Source organism: Mesorhizobium sp. M1227 (assembly GCF_040318315.1).
Classification (GTDB): Bacteria; Pseudomonadota; Alphaproteobacteria; order Rhizobiales; family Rhizobiaceae; genus Mesorhizobium.
Map to the genome: position 1 here is coordinate 213,547 of NZ_JAMYLZ010000003.1, position 15,476 is coordinate 229,022.

General features: G+C 63.1%; 13 protein-coding genes and 1 tRNA gene. 13 read left to right on the plus strand and 1 reads right to left on the minus strand.

The features are described from left to right. The first annotated feature begins 1 nt into the window (after position 1). The 11 genes from nuoK to NKH28_RS06620 all read left to right on the plus strand — a co-directional run bounded on the left by nuoK (position 2) and on the right by NKH28_RS06620 (position 12,548). Complete coding sequence (gene nuoK, locus NKH28_RS06570) at positions 2 to 310, plus strand: NADH-quinone oxidoreductase subunit NuoK (protein ID WP_023676620.1); 309 nt, start codon at positions 2 to 4, stop codon at positions 308 to 310. Between the two features lie 10 nt (positions 311 to 320). Further along, entirely contained in the window at positions 321 to 2,294 is a 1,974-nt protein-coding gene (gene nuoL / locus NKH28_RS06575) for an NADH-quinone oxidoreductase subunit L (protein WP_352742342.1), read from the plus strand. After that, the gene (locus NKH28_RS06580) at positions 2,294 to 3,799 is read left to right on the plus strand and encodes an NADH-quinone oxidoreductase subunit M (RefSeq protein ID WP_352681670.1); all 1,506 of its coding nucleotides are present in this window, start codon (positions 2,294 to 2,296) and stop codon (positions 3,797 to 3,799) included. Before nuoL ends, NKH28_RS06580 begins: the two co-directional genes overlap by 1 nt. Positions 3,800 to 3,816: 17 nt before the next feature. After that, a complete protein-coding gene (gene nuoN / locus NKH28_RS06585) occupies positions 3,817 to 5,253 on the plus strand; it encodes an NADH-quinone oxidoreductase subunit NuoN (RefSeq protein ID WP_352978262.1) in 1,437 nt (478 codons plus the stop codon). Between the two features lie 4 nt (positions 5,254 to 5,257). Then, positions 5,258 to 6,079 carry a biotin--[acetyl-CoA-carboxylase] ligase gene (locus NKH28_RS06590; RefSeq protein WP_352978264.1) on the plus strand — a complete coding sequence of 274 codons (822 nt, stop codon included), beginning with the start codon at positions 5,258 to 5,260 and terminating at the stop codon, positions 6,077 to 6,079. 119 nt (positions 6,080 to 6,198) lie between these two features. Further along, positions 6,199 to 7,869 carry a ribonuclease J gene (locus tag NKH28_RS06595; protein ID WP_352978266.1) on the plus strand — a complete coding sequence of 557 codons (1,671 nt, stop codon included), beginning with the start codon at positions 6,199 to 6,201 and terminating at the stop codon, positions 7,867 to 7,869. A gap of 141 nt (positions 7,870 to 8,010) precedes the next feature. Beyond that, positions 8,011 to 8,415, plus strand: a complete 405-nt coding sequence (gene mce / locus NKH28_RS06600) for a methylmalonyl-CoA epimerase (protein ID WP_352978269.1) — start codon at positions 8,011 to 8,013, stop codon at positions 8,413 to 8,415. Further along, the gene (locus NKH28_RS06605; RefSeq protein ID WP_352470241.1) at positions 8,412 to 8,696 is read left to right on the plus strand and encodes a DUF1467 family protein; all 285 of its coding nucleotides are present in this window, start codon (positions 8,412 to 8,414) and stop codon (positions 8,694 to 8,696) included. The genes mce and NKH28_RS06605 overlap by 4 nt, the downstream gene beginning before the upstream one ends. Before the next feature lie 560 nt (positions 8,697 to 9,256). Next, a complete protein-coding gene (gene proS / locus NKH28_RS06610) occupies positions 9,257 to 10,585 on the plus strand; it encodes a proline--tRNA ligase (RefSeq protein ID WP_352929087.1) in 1,329 nt (442 codons plus the stop codon). Further along, on the plus strand, positions 10,582 to 11,868 hold the full coding sequence (locus tag NKH28_RS06615) for a lipoprotein-releasing ABC transporter permease subunit (protein ID WP_352978271.1): 1,287 nt from the start codon (positions 10,582 to 10,584) through the stop codon (positions 11,866 to 11,868). The genes proS and NKH28_RS06615 overlap by 4 nt, the downstream gene beginning before the upstream one ends. Next, entirely contained in the window at positions 11,865 to 12,548 is a 684-nt protein-coding gene (locus tag NKH28_RS06620; protein ID WP_254818120.1) for an ABC transporter ATP-binding protein, read from the plus strand. Before NKH28_RS06615 ends, NKH28_RS06620 begins: the two co-directional genes overlap by 4 nt. 388 nt (positions 12,549 to 12,936) lie before the next feature. Here NKH28_RS06620 and lipB read toward each other — a convergent pair whose 3' ends face one another. After that, a complete protein-coding gene (gene lipB / locus NKH28_RS06625) occupies positions 12,937 to 13,680 on the minus strand; it encodes a lipoyl(octanoyl) transferase LipB (RefSeq protein WP_352539628.1) in 744 nt (247 codons plus the stop codon). Between the two features lie 175 nt (positions 13,681 to 13,855). Between lipB and NKH28_RS06630 the strand changes: the two genes are divergently transcribed. Together NKH28_RS06630 and NKH28_RS06640 are read left to right on the plus strand one after the other, a co-directional pair. Continuing rightward, positions 13,856 to 13,940, plus strand: a tRNA-Leu gene (locus NKH28_RS06630). A 454-nt stretch (positions 13,941 to 14,394) separates the two neighbouring features. Next, the gene (locus NKH28_RS06640) at positions 14,395 to 15,462 is read left to right on the plus strand and encodes a cyclic nucleotide-gated potassium channel (protein ID WP_352470245.1); all 1,068 of its coding nucleotides are present in this window, start codon (positions 14,395 to 14,397) and stop codon (positions 15,460 to 15,462) included. The last annotated feature ends 14 nt before the right edge of the window (positions 15,463 to 15,476 follow it).

Sequence of the window (15,476 nt, forward strand, 5' to 3'; positions counted from 1 at the left end):
GATGGTCGTCGGCATCGCGCACTACCTGACCGTATCGGCGATCCTGTTCACGCTCGGCGTGTTCGGCATCTTCCTGAACCGCAGGAACGTCATCGTCATCCTGATGTCGATCGAGCTGATCCTGCTTGCGGTCAACATCAATTTCGTCGCCTTTTCGGCGGCGCTCGGCGATTTGGTCGGCCAGGTGTTCGCACTGTTCGTGCTGACGGTCGCCGCGGCCGAAGCGGCGATCGGCCTTGCCATTCTCGTCGTCTTCTTCCGCAACCGCGGCTCGATCGCGGTCGAAGACGTGAACATGATGAAGGGTTGACGGAACCACCATGTATCAGGCCATCGTCTTCCTTCCGCTGCTCGGCTTTCTGATCGTCGGCCTGTTCGGCACCTCGCTCGGCGCCAAGGCTTCCGAATACATCACCTCGGGTTTCCTGGTGATCGCGGCCGTGCTGTCGTGGGTCGCCTTCTTCTCGGTTGGCTTCGGCGGCGGAGAAGTGTTCACCGTGCCGGTGATGCGCTGGATCCAGTCGGGCGGGCTGGAGGCGTCCTGGGCGCTCAGGATCGACACGCTGACGGTGGTGATGCTGGTCGTCGTCAACACGGTGTCGTCGCTGGTCCATATCTACTCGATCGGCTACATGCATCACGATCCGGACCGGCCGCGCTTCTTCGCCTATCTGTCGCTGTTTACCTTCGCCATGCTGATGCTGGTGACGGCCGACAACCTCGTGCAGATGTTCTTCGGCTGGGAAGGCGTCGGCCTTGCCTCCTATCTGCTGATCGGCTTCTGGTACAAGAAGCCGTCGGCCAATGCGGCTGCGATCAAGGCCTTCGTCGTCAACCGCGTCGGTGATTTCGGCTTTGCGCTCGGCATATTCGGCGTGTTCGTGCTGTTCGGCTCGGTCAATCTCGGCACCATCTTCGCCAATGCGGCGACGTTCATTCCGGCCGAAGGCGCGCCGCAAGGTGCGGCCGTGCTGACCTTCCTCGGCTATGCGCTCGACAAGCAGGCTGCGATGACGGTCGTCTGCCTGCTCCTGTTCATGGGCGCCATGGGCAAGTCGGCGCAGGTGCCGCTTCACACCTGGCTGCCGGATGCCATGGAAGGCCCGACGCCGGTCTCGGCACTAATCCATGCCGCGACCATGGTGACGGCAGGCGTGTTCATGCTGGCGCGGTTGTCGCCGCTGTTCGAGCTGTCGCATTCGGCATTGACCGTGGTCACTTTCATCGGCGCCTTCACCGCCTTCTTCGCGGCGACAGTCGGTCTCGTCCAGAACGACATCAAGCGCGTCATCGCCTATTCGACCTGTTCGCAGCTCGGCTACATGTTCGTGGCGCTCGGCGTCGGCGCCTATGGCGCGGCGATTTTCCATCTGTTCACCCACGCCTTCTTCAAGGCGCTGCTGTTCCTCGGCTCGGGCTCGGTCATCCACGCCGTCTCCGACGAGCAGGACATGCGCAAAATGGGCGGCCTGAGGACGCTCATCCCGAAGACCTACTGGATGATGGTGATCGGCACGCTGGCGCTGACCGGTGTCGGCATCCCGGTGACGATCATCGGCACCGCCGGCTTCTTCTCCAAGGACGCCATCATCGAAGCGGCCTTCGCCGGCCACAATGCGGTCGCCGCGTTTGCCTTCATATTGCTGGTCATTGCCGCCTGCTTCACCTCGTTCTACTCCTGGCGGCTGATCTTCATGACCTTCCACGGCGAGCCGCGGGCCAGCCACGAGGTCATGCATCATGTCCATGAATCGCCACCGGTCATGCTGGTGCCGCTGTTCATCCTGGCGGCGGGCGCTCTGTTCGCCGGCGTGATCTTCCACGGCGCCTTCATCGGCGAGGGCTATGCCGAATTCTGGAAGGCGTCGCTGTTCACGCTGCCGGACAACCACATCCTGCACGAAATCCACGAAGTGCCGTTGTGGGTCGAGCTGTCACCGTTCATCGCCATGCTGATCGGCTTTGCGATTGCCTGGCAGTTCTATATTCGCGCGCCGGAAATGCCTCGGAGCGTCGCCGCCAACCATCGCCTGCTCTACGCCTTCCTGCTCAACAAATGGTATTTCGACGAGCTCTACGACTTCCTGTTCGTGCGGCCGGCAAAGCGCCTCGGCAGCTTCCTGTGGAAGACCGGCGACGGCACCGTCATCGATGGGCTTGGGCCGGACGGCATTTCGGCGCGCGTCGTCGACGTCACCAACCGGGTCGTCAAGCTGCAGACCGGCTATCTCTACCACTATGCCTTCGCCATGCTGATCGGCGTTGCCGCACTCGTCACCTGGATGATGCTCTGATGACCGCCTGGCCGATCCTATCTCTGGTCACCTTCCTGCCGCTGGTTGGTGTGCTGCTCATCCTTTTCGTGCGTGACGACAGCGAGAACGCGCGCCGCAACATCCGCGCCATCGCGCTGTTCACGACTGCATTCACCTTCGTGGTTTCGCTGTTCATCTGGACCGGCTTCGACAATTCGCAGCCTGGCTTCCAGTTCGTCGAGAAGTTTGCCTGGCTGGATTCCGGCATCTCCTATCATATGGGCGTAGACGGCATCTCCATGCTGTTCGTCATCCTGACCACCTTCCTGATGCCGCTCTGCATTCTCGCCTCGTGGGAATCGATCGAGAAGCGCGTCAAGGCCTATATGATCGCCTTCCTGCTGCTCGAGACGCTGATGATCGGCGTGTTCTGCGCGCTCGACATCGTCTTGTTCTATGTCTTCTTCGAAGCCGGCCTGATCCCGATGTTCATCATCATCGGCGTGTGGGGCGGCAAGCGGCGCGTCTATGCCTCCTTCAAGTTCTTCCTCTATACGCTGGCCGGCTCGGTGCTGATGCTGCTCGCCATCATGGCGATGTTCTTCCAGTCCGGCACCACCGATATCCCGACGCTTCTGACGCATAACTTCCCGGCCAATATGCAGACCTGGCTATGGCTTGCCTTCTTCGCGTCCTTCGCGGTGAAGATGCCGATGTGGCCGGTGCACACCTGGCTGCCGGACGCGCATGTCGAAGCACCGACGGCCGGCTCGGTAATCCTGGCCGCCATCCTGCTCAAGATGGGCGGGTACGGCTTCCTGCGCTTTTCGCTGCCGATGTTTCCGATCGCATCCGAAATGTTCGCGCCGCTGATCTTCACGCTCTCCGTTGTCGCCATCATCTACACCTCGCTGGTGGCGCTGATGCAGGAGGACATGAAGAAGCTGATCGCCTATTCGTCGGTCGCTCACATGGGCTTCGTTACCATGGGCATCTTCGCGATGAACCAGGAAGGCGTCCAGGGTTCGATCTTTCAGATGCTGTCGCACGGCCTGGTCTCCGGCGCGCTGTTCCTCTGCGTCGGCGTCGTCTACGACCGCATGCATACGCGTGACATCGACGCCTATGGCGGGTTGGTCAACAACATGCCGAAATATGCAACCGTGTTCATGATCTTCACCATGGCCAATGTCGGCCTGCCCGGCACCAGCGGCTTCGTCGGCGAGTTCCTGACCATGCTCGGCGTGTTCCGGGTCAACACCTGGGTAGCGTTCTTCGCCGCCACGGGCGTCGTCCTTTCGGCGGCCTATGCGCTCTGGCTCTACCGCAAGGTGATCTTCGGCGCGCTGACCAAGGAAAGCCTGAAAGGCCTGCTCGACCTGTCGACGCGCGAGAAGGTGATCATCTATCCGCTGGTCGCGCTGGTCATCTTCTTCGGCGTCTATCCGGCGCCGATCTTCGACGCGACCGCCGAATCGGTCAAGGCGCTCGTTACCAATGTCACCGCATCCATCGGCGCCGCGCAGACCGCGGCGGCGAACTGACTGGGGGTTTGCGAACCATGACGCCAGACCTTCTCTCAAGCCTGTCGCTCTCGACGCCAGAGCTGATCCTCGCCCTCGGCGCCTTGGCGCTGTTGATGCTCGGCGCCTATTCTCGCGCCAACACCACTGTCACGGTGAGCGGCCTTGCTGTTGCCGTGCTGGTGATCGCCGGCGCCTGGCTGATCTTTTCCCCAGGGCAGGGCAATGCCTATGGCGAAGCCTTCATCCAGGACCCATTCGCCCGCTTCATGAAGGTGCTGGCGCTGATCGGCTCGGCGGTGACGCTGGTCATGTCGGTCCGCTTTGCCCAGGCGGAGCGTTTCGACAAGTTCGAATATCCGGTGCTGATCCTGCTCTGCACGCTCGGCATGATGCTGATGATCTCGGCCAACGGCATGATCGGGCTCTATCTCGGCCTCGAGCTGCAATCGCTGGCGATCTACGTGCTGGCGGCGATCAACCGCGATAATCTGCGCTCGACCGAGGCCGGGCTGAAGTACTTCGTCCTTGGCGCGCTGTCGTCGGGCATGCTGCTTTACGGCATCTCGCTGGTCTACGGCTACACCGGCAACACCGGCTTCCAGGAGATCGCCGCGGCGCTGAGCGGCGGCGAGCGCCAGCTCGGCCTCGTCTTCGGCCTGGTTTTCGTGCTGGCCGGCCTTGCCTTCAAGATCTCGGCGGTGCCGTTCCATATGTGGACGCCCGACGTCTATGAGGGCGCACCGACGCCGGTGACGGCTTTTCTGGCGGCGGCACCGAAGATGGCGGCGATGGCGCTGATGGTGCGCGTCACCATGGGCGCCTTCAAGCCGATCGCCGCCGACTGGCAGCAGATCATCGTCTTCATCTCGATCGCCTCGATGGCGCTTGGTGCCTTTGCGGCCATCGGCCAGACCAACATCAAACGGCTGATGGCCTATTCCTCCATCGGTCATATGGGTTATGCGCTGGTCGGCCTTGCCGCGAACAGCCAGGACGGCGTGCGCGGCGTCGCCATCTACATGCTGATCTATCTGGTGATGACGCTCGGCACCTTCGCCTTCATCCTCGCCATGCGGCGAAAGGAGGGCAATGTCGAGCAGATCAGCGATCTCGCCGGCCTGTCGGCGACCAATCCGATCATGGCGACGATCCTCACCATCCTGATGTTCTCGCTGGCCGGCATCCCGCCGCTCGCCGGCTTCTGGGGGAAATGGTACGTGTTCCTCGCCGCCATCAATGCCAACCTCTACACGCTGGCGATCATCGGCGTGCTCGCGTCTGTGGTGGGCGCCTACTATTATCTGCGCATCATCAAGATCATGTGGTTCGACGAACCGGTCGGCGGCTTCGTGCCGATGGCGACCGAACTGCGCGTCGTGCTCGGTGTCTGCGGCGCTTTCGTGCTGTTCTACGTGCTGATCGGCGGCCCGATCGGAACCTACGCCGCTGCTGCGGCCAAGACCTTCTTCTGACGGAATGACGTTCAGGCTGGCTCCAACCGCGGCTTCGGACGGGTTCCGGCTCGAGGCGCACGACACGGTCGGCTCCACCAATGCGCTGGCGCTGGAGCACTCGCGGGCCGGCGATCCGGGCAAACTCTGGGTCGTCTCAAAAAAGCAGGAAGCCGGGCGTGGCCGCCGTGGCCGCGCCTGGGCGACGCCCGAGGGCAATCTGGCAGCGACGCTGCTGGTGATCACCAACACCGAGCTTCGGCTTGCCGCGACGCTCGGCTTCGTTGCCGGACTGGCGCTGGCCGACGCGCTCGACGCCGTCGTGCCGAAGGGCAGGATCGCGATCGGCCTCGATGGTGCGAGCCAAGGCAAGAACCGTTTCGAACTGAAATGGCCGAACGATGTGCTTGCCTCGGGCGCCAAGCTCGCCGGCATCCTGCTGGAATCGGCGATGCTGGATGGCGACCGTTCGGCGGTGGCTGTCGGTATCGGCGTCAACGTGGTGGCATACCCTGAGGATTTGCCTTATCCAGCGACGTCGCTCAGCGCGCTGGGGTCTGCTTGCGATCCCGAGACGCTGTTTCTGGCGCTGTCGGATGCCTGGAGCGAGAATGCGCGGCTGTGGAACGAAGGGCGTGGGCTTGCCGCCGTCAGGCGCCGCTGGCTGGCGCGTGCGGCGGGGCTTGGCGGGCAGGTTGCTGTCAGAATTGACGGTAATGTGGTGCGCGGCACCTTCGAGACCATTGACGAGGACTGCCGTTTCGTGATCCGCGACGATGAAGGTTCGGTTCTGACGATCGCCGCCGGCGACGTGCATTTCGGCGCGGTTGCCTCGGCCGGCGTTTGACCGGCCAATACGTTTGACTGGCCAGGTATTTGACCAGCTTGAATTTGACCGGCCGACAATTTTGACCGGCCCACAATTTTGACCGGCCCGCAATTTTGACCGGCAAGGAAGGAAAGACCATGGCGACAGCGGAAAACGCCGAACTTGTCTTCGTGCCGCTTGGCGGTGTCGGCGAGATCGGCATGAACTTCGCCCTCTACGGCTATGGGCCGGCCAATGCGCGCGAATGGATCGTCGTCGACGTCGGCGTCACCTTTCCCGATGCAACCCTGCCCGGCGTCGACCTGGTTCTGCCCGACACACGCTTCATCGAGGAGAATGTCGCCAATCTGCGCGGCATCGTCATTACCCATGCGCATGAGGACCATTACGGCGCGCTCCACGACATCTGGCCGAAGCTCAAGGCGCCGGTGTGGATGACGCCGTTCAGCGCCGGCCTGCTGGAAGCCAAGCGGCAGGGCGAGCAAGGGGCGCCGAAGATCCCGGTGACGATCTACCGGGCCGGCGAGAAATTCACCGTCGGCCCGTTCGAGATCGAGGCCATCCCTGTTGCGCACTCCATTCCCGAACCGATGTCGCTGGCGATCACGACGCCGGCCGGCGTCGTCATCCATACCGGCGACTGGAAGATCGATCCGGCGCCGACGGTCGGGCCGATGACCGACGAGGCGCGCTTCCGAGCCTATGGCGACAAGGGCGTGCTGGCGCTGGTCTGCGATTCCACCAATGCGATGCGGGAAGGGGAATCGCCGTCCGAAGTGGCGGTGGGTGAGGGCCTCAAGAGCGTCATCCAGAACGCCAAGGGCCGGGTCGCCGTCACCAGCTTCTCCTCCAATGTCGGGCGTATCGTCTCCATCGCCAAGGCGGCGCGGGATGCCGGCCGCCAGTGCCTGGTGATTGGCCGCTCGATGAAGCGCGTCATCGATGTGGCTGATGAACTCGGCTATATGGACGGCTTGCCGGAATTCATCGCCGAGGAGGATTACGGCTTCATCCCGCGCGAAAACCTCGTCATCATCTGCACCGGCAGCCAGGGCGAGCCGCTTGCCGCACTTGCCAAGCTGTCGCGCGACGAGATGAAGTCGGTGGCGCTGACGGCCGGCGACACGGTGGTGTTTTCCTCGCGCACCATTCCCGGCAACGAGAAGGCGATCCTCGAAATCAAGAACCGCCTGATCGATCTCGGCATCAAGATCATCGAGGACGGCGATGCGCTGGTGCATGTCTCCGGCCATCCACGCCGCAGCGAATTGCGCAAGATGTATGAATGGGTGCGGCCGCAGATCGGCGTTCCCGTGCATGGCGAAGCGGCGCATCTGGTGGCGCAGGGCTCGCTGATGTCGACGTCCGGCATCGGCCAGGTCGCGCAGGTGCGCGACGGCGACATGCTCAGGCTGTATCCGGGTGCCGCCGCCATCATCGACCAGGTGCCGTTCGGCCGCATCTACAAGGACGGAAGGCTGATCGGCACCGACCAGGCGATGGGCATTCGCGACCGCCGCAAGCTGTCCTTTGCCGGCCATGTCGCCGTCAATGTCGTCCTCGACGACAAATACGAGCTTGCCGGCGATCCCGACCTCGTCGCCATCGGCGTCGCCGAGGCCGACGGCAGCGGTGAGAGCCTGGAAGACCTGATGATCGATGCGGCAATCGGCGCCGTGGACTCCATCCCCCGCCAGCGCCGAAAAGACCTCGACCTGGTCCAGGAGGCGGTGCGCCGCCCGGGGGGCGGCGCGGGCCACCAAGCCGGGGGGCAGAAGCCGCTGGTGACGGTGTTCGTCACGAGGTGACGAACAAGGGAGTAGGGGAGTAGGGCAGTAAGGGAGTAGGGAAGTAGGAAGTAGGAGCGCAAACAGATGCACTTCTAGATCCAGTTTTTCCCTACTCCCCTACTGCCTTACTCCCCTACTCCCCTAACCCGGGAGTACTCTATGCTCGGACGCCTCAACCATGTCGCGCTTGCGGTGCCGGATCTGGCCGCGGCCGCGGCGGTCTATCGCGATACGCTTGGCGCGCGCGTGACCGCGCCGCAGGCGCTGCCGGAGCATGGCGTTACGGTGGTGTTCGTCGATGTCGGCAACACCAGGATCGAGTTGCTCCAGCCGCTCGGCGAAGCCTCGCCGATCGCCGCATTCCTCGCGAAGAATCCGTGCGGCGGCATGCACCATGTCTGCTATGAGGTGGACGACATTGTTGCGGCGCGCGACCGTCTCAAGGCCAGCGGCGCGCGCGTGCTCGGCGACGGCAATCCGAAGATCGGCGCACATGGCAAGCCGGTATTGTTTCTGCACCCCAAGGATTTCTTCGGCACGCTGGTCGAACTGGAGCAAGCATGAGTTGGGTTTCGTTTATCGCCCTGTTCTTCGCCACGTGGTGGGTGGTGTTGTTCGCCGTCCTGCCGTTCAGCATGCGGACGCAGGACGAGGATCGGGACGTGACGCTTGGCACGGTTCCGAGCGCACCGCGTGGACCGCACATGCTGCGCGCCGCGCTGCGCACGACGATCGCCACGCTGGTCCTCATGGGTATCTTCTACGGCATCACGAGAGGGCTTGGCCTCGGTATCGACGACATCCCGCACATCGTGCCGGATTTCAACCAGAGCCCAGCGCATTAGCCGGCTACCTATCGTGTCCGACTATCCCAGCCTAGCCGAGGCTCTGAAATCAAGCTGAGCCAGCAAGGTCAACCCAAAGTAAAGGCCGGGGCGGGTTTGGGCTGACGCAACGTCATGTGGTTTGATAATCTGTCGTGCTAACCAGATGATTGCACAAAAAAAATGCAAGGCGCGAGGCCTTGCAATTTAAACGCGTCCGATCTGTTTCCGGTGTCCGGCGGCAGCGAGTTACCGCGCCTAGATCGCATCCTCCCAAGACTTTGACCGCGTAGGAGGGCAGATTTTTCTCTACCCTCTCGGTTATGGGGGCACACTAGCCTAAGGCGGGTGAAAATGTCACGAAGAATTTTGCCCAGAAACAGGCAATCTCGTGCTGCAGTGCACAATAGTACGGCAGGCGTTGCTTGCGAAACGCCCAGCAAGCCGCGTGCGGCAATTGCGGCGCCTGTGCAGCGCCTGGGCCGGGTTTCCATTCCGCCATGAAATGGCTATGAAGCCGGGGCAAGCAAGCCTGCGCTGCGCCGATTCCGGCGCCGCCATCCTCTCTCACGGACCAGTTCATGCGTTTGTCGCGCTATTTCCTGCCCATCCTCAAAGAAAATCCGCGCGAGGCCGAGATCGTCTCGCATCGGCTGATGCTGCGCGCCGGCATGATCCGCCAGCAGGGGCAGGGCAGCTTTTCCTGGCTGCCGCTCGGCAAGCGGGTGCTGGACAAGGTCTGCCGGATCATTCGCGAGGAGCAGAATCGCGCCGGCGCACTCGAAATCCTGATGCCGACCATCCAATCGGCCGAGCTGTGGCGCGAAAGCGGCCGCTATGAAGACTACGGCAAGGAGATGCTGCGCATCAAGGACCGGCAAGACCGCGATATGCTCTACGGGCCGACCAACGAGGAGATGGTCACCGAGATCTTCCGCTCCTATGTCAAGTCCTACAAGGACCTGCCGCTCAACCTCTATCACATCCAGTGGAAGTTTCGCGACGAGGTGCGCCCACGCTTCGGCGTCATGCGTTCGCGCGAGTTCCTGATGAAGGACGCCTATTCCTTCGACCTCGATTATGAAGGCGCCAAGGCCGCCTATAACCGCATGTTCGTTTCCTATCTCAGGACGTTTACGCGCATGGGGCTGCAGGCCATCCCGATGCGCGCCGACACCGGGCCGATCGGCGGCGACCTCAGCCATGAGTTCATCATCCTGGCCGACACCGGCGAGAGCCAGGTGTTCTGCCATCGCGATTATCTTTCGCTGGCAGTGCCCGGCGCAGACACGGATTTTTCGAACGACGCCGAGATCGGCGGCATCGTCAAGACGTGGACGACGCCCTATGCCGCCACCGACGAGATGCATGACGAGGCGGCGTGGGAGAAGGTGCCCGCGAGCGACCGGGTCTCGGCGCGCGGCATCGAGGTTGGGCATATCTTCCATTTCGGCGACAAATATTCCAAGCCGATGGGCGCCAAGGTGACCGGGCCGGACGGCAAGGATCATTTCGTTTCTGGCGGTTCCTACGGCATCGGCCCGTCCAGGCTGGTCGCGGCGATCATCGAGGCCAGCCATGACGATAACGGCATCATCTGGCCGGAGGCGGTGGCACCGTTCGATGTCGGCCTGATCAACATGAAGGCTGGCGATGCCGAATGCGACCGCGTCTGCGGCGAGCTGCATGCCGCCTTTGCCGCCGCCGGCAAGGAAGTGCTCTACGACGACACCGACCAGCGGCCGGGCGGCAAGTTCGCCACCGCCGACCTGATCGGGCTCCCGTGGCAGGTGATCGTCGGGCCGCGTGGTGTCGCCGCCGGCGAGGTCGAGATCAAGAACCGCAGGACCGGCGAGCGCGAGACGCTGCCGATCGGTGACGTGAAGCAGCGCTTCGGTGCCGCCGCATGAACGAAGCGGCAGCAGCCAGACCTTCGGGGGCAGGACCCTTTTCCGGCTTCGAGCGTATGGTGGCGTGGCGCTATCTGCGCTCGCGTCGCAAGGAGACGGTGATCTCGGTGATCGCCTCGATCTCCTTCCTCGGCATCATGCTGGGCGTCGCCACGCTGATCGTCGTCATGGCAGTCATGAACGGCTTTCGCGCCGAACTGCTGACGCGCATCCTAGGCGTCAACGGGCACCTGATCGTGCAGCCGCTCGACATGCCGCTGGAGGACTATGCCCAGGTCGCTGGCCGCATCAACGGCGTGCCCGGCGTCAAATACGCCATCCCGCTGATCGACGGGCAGGTGCTGGCGCAAGGCAATGTCGGCGGCGGCACCGGCGCGCTGGTGCGCGGTATACGCGGCGAGGATCTCGGCAAGATCACGATCGTCGCCAACAACATCAAGGCGGGCTCGATCGTCGGCTTCGACACCGGCGAGGGCGTCGCCATCGGCAGCCGCATGGCCGAGAATCTCGGCCTTGTGCTCGGCGATACGATCACGCTGATCTCGCCCGAGGGCGACGTCACGCCGCTCGGCACGACGCCGCGCATGAAAGGCTATCCGATAACCGCGATCTTCGAGGTCGGCATGTCGGAATATGACAGCTCCATCGTCTACATGCCGTTTTCGGAAGCGCAGCTTTACTTCAACATGGACGGCCGGGCGCAGACGATCGAGATTTACGCCGACAATCCCGACAATATCGACGCGCTGAAGCCGAAGGTCGAAGAGGCGGCGCAGCGGCCGATCACCCTCGTCGATTGGCGGGAGCGTAACAAGACGTTCTTCGACGCGCTGCAGGTCGAGCGCAACGTCATGTTCATGATCCTGACGCTGATCGTGCTGGTGGCGGCGCTCAACATCATTTCCGGCCTGATCATGCTGGTGAAGGACAAGGGCCACGACATCGCCATCCTGCGCACCATGGGCGCCACGCGCGGTGCGATCCTGCGCATCTTCCTGATGACCGGGGCTGCGATCGGCGTTGTCGGCACCATCGCCGGCGTGCTGCTCGGCATCGTGATCTGCCTCAACGTCGAGCGCATCCGCCAGTTCTTCTCCTGGCTGGCCAACGAGCGGCTGTTCAATCCCGAGCTTTATTTCCTAAGCCAGCTGCCGGCCCGCATGGATGCCAGCGAGACGATCTCGGTCGTTCTCATGGCTTTGGCGCTGTCGTTCCTGGCGACACTGTTTCCGGCATGGCGCGCGGCCAGGCTCGATCCGGTCGAAGCGCTGAGGTACGAATGATGGCCGAGGCCATTATCGAGCTGAAGAGCGTCGAACGCCATTATGTACAGGGGCCGCGCAAGCTGACCATCCTGAACGGCGCCGATTTTTCGCTGAAACGTGGCGAGATGGTGGCGCTTGTGGCGCCGTCGGGCACCGGCAAGTCGACGCTGCTCCACACCGCCGGGCTGCTGGAGCGACCGGACGCCGGCGACGTGATCCTGGCGGGGCGCGCCTGCGGCCGGCTTTCCGACGACGAGCGCACGGCGATCCGCCGCAACGATGTCGGCTTCGTCTACCAGTTCCATCATTTGTTGCCTGAGTTTTCTGCGCTGGAAAACATCATGATGCCGCAGCTGATAAAAGGGCTGCCGCGCAAGGAGGCGGCCGAGCGGGCGGCGCAATTGCTCGACTATATGCAGATCGGCAAGCGGGCACAGCATCGCCCCTCCGAGCTCTCCGGCGGCGAGCAGCAGCGGGTCGCTATTGCGCGTGCCGTCGCCAATGCGCCGCTGGTGCTTTTGGCCGACGAGCCGACCGGCAATCTCGACCCGGTGACCGCTTCCTATGTGTTCGAGGCGCTGGCAGCACTGGTCCGGCAATCGGGCCTGGCGGCGCTCATCGCCACCCACAATCACGAGCTCGCCTCGCGCATGGACCGCCGCGTGACGCTGGCCGACGGCAAGGTCGTGCCGCTTTAGAGTGCGCTGCAATTGAGGCGATGACGGCCTGCGAGCTGCCGTGCGCCGTCCCGCCGCTTTCGCGCGCCTGTCGGCCGCGAAACGCTCGGCATTTCCCTCTCAACCCTTTCTTAACCCTGTCGAATTGACCGGGCGCAAATTCCGGTGACGCCCGGACTGCGATCGTTGACATTCGAACAAAATTAGAACAAAATACGAACATACTAACAACAGGAGAGAGTTATGACCGATCTTGTTCAGGATGTCGTCTCGCTGGTGTGCATGAGCACGTTCCTCATTTCCATGGCAATCTGGATCGGCGCGATGTGAGGATTGAGCTCAAGGGCGGGCTCGATGCTGATGAGCGAGGGCCGCCTTCGCATATTGGCGCAGGCATTGGGCGAATGTTTCAGCCGGCCTTGCGGGATACTTCGACAGGCGACACCGCGGCGGGCCCGAACACGTCCTCGAAAGCGGATTTCAGCGCCAGGTCGAGGTCGGCCATGGTTACGGGAAGGCCGAGGTCGACAAGGCTGGTGACGCCGTGATCCTGGACGCCGCACGGCACGATGCCGCTGAAATGGCTAAGGTCCGGCTCGACATTGATGGCGATGCCGTGAAAGCTCACCCAGCGCCTCAGCCTGATGCCGATGGCGGCGATCTTGTCCTCGGCCGCCGAGCCGTCGGGCAAAGCGGGGCGGTCCGGCCGAACCACCCAGACGCCGACGCGGTCCTCGCGGCGTTCGCCGCGTACGTTGAAGGCGGCCAGCGAGCCGATGATCCATTGTTCGAGTGCGGCGACGAAGGCGCGGACATCCTCGCGCCGCCGCTTCAGGTCGAGCATGACGTAGGCGACGCGCTGGCCCGGCCCATGATAGGTGTATTCGCCGCCACGCCCGGCGGCAAAGACCGGGAAACGGTCCGGCTCGATCAGGTCCTCGATGCGGGCGCTGGTGCCGGCGGTGTAGAGCGGCGGGTGCTCGACCAGCCAGACCATCTCGCCGGCGCCGCCGCTGCGGATTGCCTCGGCGCGCGCCTCCATTACGGCGAGCGCATCGGGATAGGCGGTGAGCCCGGGCTCGATGCGCCATTCGACCGGCGCCGACCCGGGCAAGGGCAGGAACGACGTGGCGATCTGGCTGCGCTCTGTCATGATATCTCGTCTCGCCACTCATATGGCGGCAATCGGTACAAACGTCCAGTTCCGGCACGTTCGGCCCTTGAAGAGTTATGCCGATGTCCGGCCGATTATTGCTGGCCGCGCACTTGTTTCACCGGAAACGATTTGCTACACGCCGCGGGCCGGTTGGTTCCGGCTCCTACCACGTGCGGTCGTGGCGGAATTGGTAGACGCGCAGCGTTGAGGTCGCTGTGGGGCAACCCGTGGAAGTTCGAGTCTTCTCGACCGCACCATTAAATTCGAAAGCGGAACCTCTAACCCGTTGAATTCGAGCACGGCGGGGAGCGTCCTTGTCGGGGCGCGAGGCTTTTTGCCTGGTTGCGATCACGAATGTGGCCCAGTGAAGAAGCAATCGGTGCGCGGAGCCATCTATGCGGTTGGCGTGCAAACTATTCGCGCACCAGGCGTCCGGTCGCCCACCAGATCACCGACACAACAATGATCGATGCGTAGCCGTCCACGGCATAGTGCCAGCCAGTGAACACCGATCCGTACAGGATCAGGGCTGCAAAGGTCCAACCCAGAACGAGCCGGCGCTGGGTGTGGTTCGAGGGGCAGCTCGATCTCGACGCTGATCGGATGGTTCATGGCCTATGGTCCAGCGACGATCGCAGCGAAAATAAGCCCCTTTGCGCTTGCCTTGAAGGCATCCTATTCTGGCGGGTAGTATCCGCTCGTGGGCATAGAATGTCGGTACTGCCTTTCCTAAGAATTTACGCGCCGCTCAACGCGGTGCTGGCTGCGACTGGGCTTGTGGCGGTGGCTACGCTCACGACACCGGACCTGTCCGGACGAAGCAGACTGGCTTTGGCTGCCGTGCTCGCGGTCATTTGGGGCGTCTATCTCCTGGAATTGGCCGAGAAACTGCTCAAGCGCCGGGCGGGAGACGTTCGGGACAGGACGCCGGCAATCGCCATTGATGTGCTCGCGGTTTTGGTTCCACTCGCCGCATTTCTGCTCGTCGGCACGCCCGACCGGAGCCTCTACTGTGCTGTCTGGCTGCTGAAACCGCTGCGCGATTCAACTTTCTTCCCGCTGCTGGGCAGAATCCTGACCAACGAAGCGCGCAACCTGATCGGCGTCGCCACGGTCTTCGGCATCGTTCTTTTCGGTTTTGCGCTCGCAGCCTATGTCATCGAGCGCGACGTCCAACCGCAACAGTTCGGCAGCATCCCCCAGGCAATGTGGTGGGCGGTGGTCACGCTGTCCACCACCGGCTATGGCGACGCTATTCCGGAAAGCTTCGCCGGCCGCGTCCTTGCCGGGGCGGTCATGATGAGTGGCATCGGCATCTTCGCGCTCTGGGCTGGCATTCTTGCCACCGGCTTTTATCAAGAAGTCCGTCGCGAGGATTTCGTCCGCAATTGGCAATTGGTCGCCGCCGTGCCGTTGTTTCAGAAGCTCGGCCCGGCCACACTAGTCGAGATCGTGCGCGCATTACGACCTCGCATCGTGCCGGCGGGCGCTGTGATCTGCCGCAATGGCGAGACCGGTGACCAGATGTTCTTCGTCGTGGAGGGGCGCGTCAGCGTCGCGACGCCGAACCCGGTGGATCTGGGCCCTGGCGCCTTCTTCGGCGAGATGGCGCTGATCACCGGCGAACCGCGCTCGGCGACCGTCAGCGCCACAACGGTGGTCTCACTCCTGTCGCTACACTCGGCGGATTTCCAGATGCTGTGCAGCAGCAGCCCGGAGATCGCAGAAACCATCCGCAAGACCGCGCTCGAGCGGCGCGGCGCGGCAGCTAAGGGTTGACCGTACTAGGTGTT

Excerpts from the sequence above, each read along its gene's own strand:
- nuoK (WP_023676620.1), top strand. The coding sequence starts at position 2 with ATGGTCGTCGGCATCGCGCACTACCTGACCGTATCGGCGATCCTGTTC.
- nuoL (WP_352742342.1), top strand. The coding sequence starts at position 321 with ATGTATCAGGCCATCGTCTTCCTTCCGCTGCTCGGCTTTCTGATCGTC.
- NKH28_RS06580 (WP_352681670.1), top strand. The coding sequence starts at position 2,294 with ATGACCGCCTGGCCGATCCTATCTCTGGTCACCTTCCTGCCGCTGGTT.
- nuoN (WP_352978262.1), top strand. The coding sequence starts at position 3,817 with ATGACGCCAGACCTTCTCTCAAGCCTGTCGCTCTCGACGCCAGAGCTG.
- NKH28_RS06590 (WP_352978264.1), top strand. The coding sequence starts at position 5,258 with ATGACGTTCAGGCTGGCTCCAACCGCGGCTTCGGACGGGTTCCGGCTC.
- NKH28_RS06595 (WP_352978266.1), top strand. The coding sequence starts at position 6,199 with ATGGCGACAGCGGAAAACGCCGAACTTGTCTTCGTGCCGCTTGGCGGT.
- mce (WP_352978269.1), top strand. The coding sequence starts at position 8,011 with ATGCTCGGACGCCTCAACCATGTCGCGCTTGCGGTGCCGGATCTGGCC.
- NKH28_RS06605 (WP_352470241.1), top strand. The coding sequence starts at position 8,412 with ATGAGTTGGGTTTCGTTTATCGCCCTGTTCTTCGCCACGTGGTGGGTG.
- proS (WP_352929087.1), top strand. The coding sequence starts at position 9,257 with ATGCGTTTGTCGCGCTATTTCCTGCCCATCCTCAAAGAAAATCCGCGC.
- NKH28_RS06615 (WP_352978271.1), top strand. The coding sequence starts at position 10,582 with ATGAACGAAGCGGCAGCAGCCAGACCTTCGGGGGCAGGACCCTTTTCC.
- NKH28_RS06620 (WP_254818120.1), top strand. The coding sequence starts at position 11,865 with ATGATGGCCGAGGCCATTATCGAGCTGAAGAGCGTCGAACGCCATTAT.
- lipB (WP_352539628.1), bottom strand. The coding sequence starts at position 13,680 with ATGACAGAGCGCAGCCAGATCGCCACGTCGTTCCTGCCCTTGCCCGGG.
- NKH28_RS06640 (WP_352470245.1), top strand. The coding sequence starts at position 14,395 with ATGTCGGTACTGCCTTTCCTAAGAATTTACGCGCCGCTCAACGCGGTG.